The organism is Pseudomonas sp. D1HM, assembly GCF_019266105.1.
Lineage (GTDB): Bacteria > Pseudomonadota > Gammaproteobacteria > Pseudomonadales > Pseudomonadaceae > Aquipseudomonas > Aquipseudomonas taetrolens.
Genome location: NZ_LRMN01000035.1, coordinates 1 through 4468 on the forward strand (window position 1 = coordinate 1; position 4468 = coordinate 4468).

General features: G+C 59.8%; 4 protein-coding genes and 1 pseudogene. All 5 read right to left on the bottom strand.

The window, feature by feature from the left end; translation table 11 throughout:
- Positions 1 to 344, bottom strand: a pseudogene (locus AWM69_RS22455) (electron transfer flavoprotein subunit beta/FixA family protein); the annotation flags it as partial.
- 84 nt (positions 345 to 428) lie between these two features.
- Complete coding sequence (locus AWM69_RS22460; protein WP_218728565.1) at positions 429 to 1856, bottom strand: cytosine permease; 1428 nt, start codon at positions 1854 to 1856, stop codon at positions 429 to 431.
- Between the two features lie 127 nt (positions 1857 to 1983).
- Complete coding sequence (locus tag AWM69_RS22465) at positions 1984 to 3126, bottom strand: acyl-CoA dehydrogenase family protein (RefSeq protein ID WP_218728567.1); 1143 nt, start codon at positions 3124 to 3126, stop codon at positions 1984 to 1986.
- Positions 3123 to 4283, bottom strand: a complete 1161-nt coding sequence (locus AWM69_RS22470) for a CaiB/BaiF CoA-transferase family protein (protein ID WP_218728569.1) — start codon at positions 4281 to 4283, stop codon at positions 3123 to 3125. Before AWM69_RS22470 ends, AWM69_RS22465 begins: the two co-directional genes overlap by 4 nt.
- 44 nt (positions 4284 to 4327) lie before the next feature.
- A partial coding sequence (locus AWM69_RS22475) for a hypothetical protein (protein WP_218727740.1) occupies positions 4328 to 4468 on the bottom strand: 141 nt, incomplete at its 5' end.

A 4468-nucleotide genomic window follows, 5' to 3' on the forward strand; every position in this document is an offset into this window, starting at 1 on the left:
GGCTGCTCCTTGTCGACCACCGCCTTGAGCAGCTTGGCCACGGCCAGCGAGGTCAGGTCTTCGGCAGATTCGACGAGGATGGCGCGATCGGCACCCAGAGCCAGCGCAGTACGCAGCTGTTCCTGAGCCGTGGCCGGACCGATGGAGACGACGACGATTTCAGTCGCAACGCGCCCTTCTTTTATAGAGAGTTCTTTCAGGCGTACGGCTTCTTCCACAGCGATTTCGCAGAAGGGGTTCATCGACATCTTGACGTTGGCGAGGTCAACGCCGGAGTTGTCCGCTTTGACGCGAACCTTAACGTTGTAATCGACCACTCGTTTGATACAGGCCAGCACCTTCATTGCTTCTCCCTCAATGGCTATACATTGCCTTGGGCATGGCGCCGGCTCGTACCGGCGCCCTCCACCAGTGTTGATTGAAAACCCTTAAACCGCAGACGGCTCGCCTGGCAAAATAAGCCGGTCCGGTATTGTTTGCCCCGAATGGCGGGCCACGAAGTAGTACACCAGCGCGGGTAGCGTCAGGCCGATGATCCAGGAGATATCGGTACCGCCCAGATGTTCGACCAATGGCCCGGTGTAGAAACTGGTGGCAATAAAAGGCAGCTGGATCACTACCCCAAAGGCATACACGAGAATACCGCGCAGGTTCCAGCGTCCGTATCGGCCATTTGGGTTAGACAGTGCCGGGACGTCGTAGCGCTCTTTGCTTATCAGATAGAAGTCCACCAGGTTGATGGCGCTCCACGGCGTGAAAAACGCGAGCAGAAACAGAATGAATGCCGAAAAATCGTGCAGGAACGAGTGCTGCCCCAACAACGCCAGCAAGGTGGCCAGCCCCACCATGATCAGGATGTAGACAAGGCGCAGGCTTCTGGAAATCTCGTGATTGCCGCGAAACCCGCTGACAATGGTCGCCAGCGACATGAAACTGCCATAGGCATTGAGCGTAGTGATCGTCACTTTGCCGAATACCACGCAGAAATACAGCACTGCGGCCATCGCCCCGGTCGAGCTCAGCCCTACGATGTACGACACTTCATGGCCGGCGAATTTGTCTCCCGCCAGCGCCGCCACAAACACCCCGAAGACCATCGATATCTGCGACCCCACCACCGAACCCAGACCGACCGCCAGAAAGGTTTTCACCGACGAGGTTTTGCCCGGCAAGTAACGCGAGTAGTCGGCAACATACGGCCCAAACGCGATCTGCCATGACGCCGAGAGCGAGATGGCCAGCAAAAAACTGCTCAGCGAGAAGTGCCGGTTGCTCAGCAGCACCGCGACATCATTTTGCGACAGCAAGGTGTAGAACAAATAGAAGAACGCCAGGACGCCGACCACGCTCGCCACCCGTCCAATCATATGAATGGTGCGATAGCCGAGGATGGTCAGCAGCACGATCAACGCGGCAAAAATCAGAATGCCCCACGAATCACTGACACCCGCCAGTTGCCCGACTGCCTGCCCGGCCAGTACCGAACCGCTGGCCGAAAAGCCCACGTACATCAGGCACACCAGTACGATCGGTATCACCGCGCCATAAACACCGAACTGTACCCGGCTGGAGATCATCTGCGGCAAGCCCAGCTTGGGGCCTTGCGCCGCATGCAGCGCCATGATTGCACCACCCAGTACTTGTCCGATCAACAGGCCGATCAGCGACCAGAACACATCGCCGCCCAGTACCACGGCCAGTGCCCCGGTGACAATCGCCGTCACTTGCAAGTTCGCCCCGAACCACAAGGTAAACTGACTGAACAGGCGGCCATGGCGTTCGGATTCCGGGATGTAATCAATTGAGCGCTGTTCGACCAGCGCGGCCCGCGGTGAATCTTCATTGTGCGTGGACATAAGCAGTTCCTTGAGGTCGTCACCGTGGGTGCGCCCGTTGTTTTGGGAAAGACTTTTCCAATCCTTGACCGTACCGCTGCGCATCCCTGCAACCGCTGGCAGGAGCGGTGCTCCTGCCGCAAACCGATTACTTGCAGGCGTCGAGCAAGGCACGGGAAATGATGATTTTCTGTACCTCCGAGGTGCCTTCAAAAATCCTCAGGATCCGCGCGTCGCGTACATAGCGCTCAAGGGGCAAGTCGCGAACGTAGCCATAACCTCCATGCAATTGCAGCGCCGCATCGGTGACAAAACCGGCACATTCGGCAGCCACCAGTTTGGCCGTGGCCGAATCCAGACTGAAACGTTCGCCGCTGTCACGCCGTGCCGCAGCTTTCATGGTCAGCAGACGGGCGCTCTCAAGCTGCGCATACATATCCGCCAGCCGCCATTGCGTACCTTGATAGGCGGCCAGCGGCTTGGGCCCGATCTGCCGTTCACGCACCCAGTTCAGACTGGCTTGCAAGGCCGCATTGGCGATACCCAGCGACATCGCCGCCACTTCGACCCGTCCGCGATCCAGTACCGCCATCGCAGTATTAAAGCCCTGCCCTTCAACACCCAGCAATGCCGATGCCGGCAACCAGCAATCGAGCGCCAACTCGTAAATCGTGCTGCCACGCAAGCCCATGGTTTTTTCCGGGCTGGAAAAATCGATCCCGGGCGTGCCACGGGGCACCATAAAAGCGCTAATGCCCTTGTGCCCTGCTTCAGCATCCGTCTTGACGTAAAGAACGATGAAATCGGCTTCTTTGGCGTTGGTGATGTAATGCTTGCTGCCGCGTACGCGCCAGCCACCGTCTTCACGCACGGCACGACTGCGCATGTCGGCAGGGTTTGAACCTGCGGCCGGTTCGGTCAGGGCGAATGCGCCCAGCAGTTCGCCACTTGCAGCACGTGGTAGCCACTCCTGCTTCTGCGCCTCGGTTCCGCCCAGCAGAATCGAGTCCGTGGCCAGGAAGTGTGCGGTCATGGCCGACGCCGTTGACGCACACGCCCCTGCCACAGCCTCCACCACACGGCTCATGGCCAGACTGCCGATCCCCAACCCACCGTAAGTCTCAGGCAAGTTGATCCCCATGCACCCCAGGTCACCCAAGGCCTTGATGCTGTCGGCGCAGAATGTTTCGGTTTCGTCGTAATGCCGGGCCAGCGGTTGAATCACTTCGCGTGCGACCTGCTCGGCACTTTCAATCACCGCCAGTTCTTCTGCATTCAATTCAAAGTTCATGCGTGCTCTCCTGATTTGCTCAGGCCAAACAGCCTGTTGTCGGCGCCCAATTGCGGGGCGCGAGTGGTTGCGTGTGGTTTCTGGCCATTGAAAAACACCGGTTGCGGCACCAGCGGTAAGGCCCCGCCCTCAGGCAGAACCTGCAACTGACGCACTCGGGCATGTTCGCTGTCTGCGGCCTCGGCCAGGTTCCAGACCGGTGACGAGGGCACTCCCGCGTCCAGCAAGCCGTCACACAAATGCTCGACGCTGTGCTGTGCCGTCCAGCCTTCGATGGCTGCGCGCAACGCCGGCTCGTTCAGCGTGCGCCGGGTGTCATCGATAAACCGTGGATCAGTGGCCAGTTCCGGTTGCCCCATGCAGTGACACAAGCGCTCGAACAAACGATTGCTGGCCACGGCAATCACCACCAGACCATCGGCAGCGCGGTAGGTGTCGAACGGTGTCGAGACCGGATGCCGGTTACCCACCAGCCCCGGCGCAACACCGTTGGCGTAAAGGTTGGACAGACCGGTCATTTGCAAACTGAACAGCACATCAAACATGGCCACGTCGATGTACTGCGCACCCGGAGCATGACGCTCACGGGCAAACAGCGCCGAGCTGATTGCCCAGGCCGCGTACACCCCTGCGCACAGGTCGCCGATGGCCTCGCCGCTGCGGGTCGGCCCGGTGGCTGCAAATCCGGTCACGCTCATCAGGCCGGACATGGCCTGGGCCACGATGTCGTAGGCCGGACGGCTGGACAGCGGACCATCCTGGCCAAAGCCCGAAATGCTGGCGTAGATCAGCTGCGGGTTGTGCTGTTTGAGGGTATCGAAATCAATGCCCAGCCGTTGGGTAACCCCGGGACGGAAGTTCTCGACCACCACATCCGCATCGGCCACTAACTCATAAAAACGCTGACGATCCGCCGGGTCCTTGAAATCGATTTCAACGCTGCGCTTGCCCCGGTTAATCAACCCGAAATACACGCTCTCGCCATCCAAAAATGGCCCCAGGTGCCGGGCATCATCGCCCTCTTGCGGCACTTCGAACTTGATGACGTCGGCCCCCAGATCCGCGAGCATCGCCGTGCAATGCGGCCCGGCCAGCACGCGACTGATGTCCAGCACGCGCACGCCTTGCAGTTGTAGGGTAAATGGACTGCTGTTCATTTTTATCACCTCGGAGTCTTGATGCCCTGCCGGGCTGGCGTCTATCAGCCGTTAACCATCGGCAGGTTCAGGCCCTGCTCGTTGGCGCAGTCGATGGCGATGTCGTAGCCGGCATCGGCATGGCGCATCACCCCGGTGGCCGGGTCGTTGTGCAGGACGCGGGCGATGCGTTCGGCCGCTTCGTC

Bases quoted from the DNA above. Each gene is read 5' to 3' on its own strand.
- AWM69_RS22460 (WP_218728565.1), bottom strand. From the start codon at position 1,856: ATGTCCACGCACAATGAAGATTCACCGCGGGCCGCGCTGGTCGAACAG.
- AWM69_RS22470 (WP_218728569.1), bottom strand. From the start codon at position 4,283: ATGAACAGCAGTCCATTTACCCTACAACTGCAAGGCGTGCGCGTGCTG.
- AWM69_RS22465 (WP_218728567.1), bottom strand. From the start codon at position 3,126: ATGAACTTTGAATTGAATGCAGAAGAACTGGCGGTGATTGAAAGTGCC.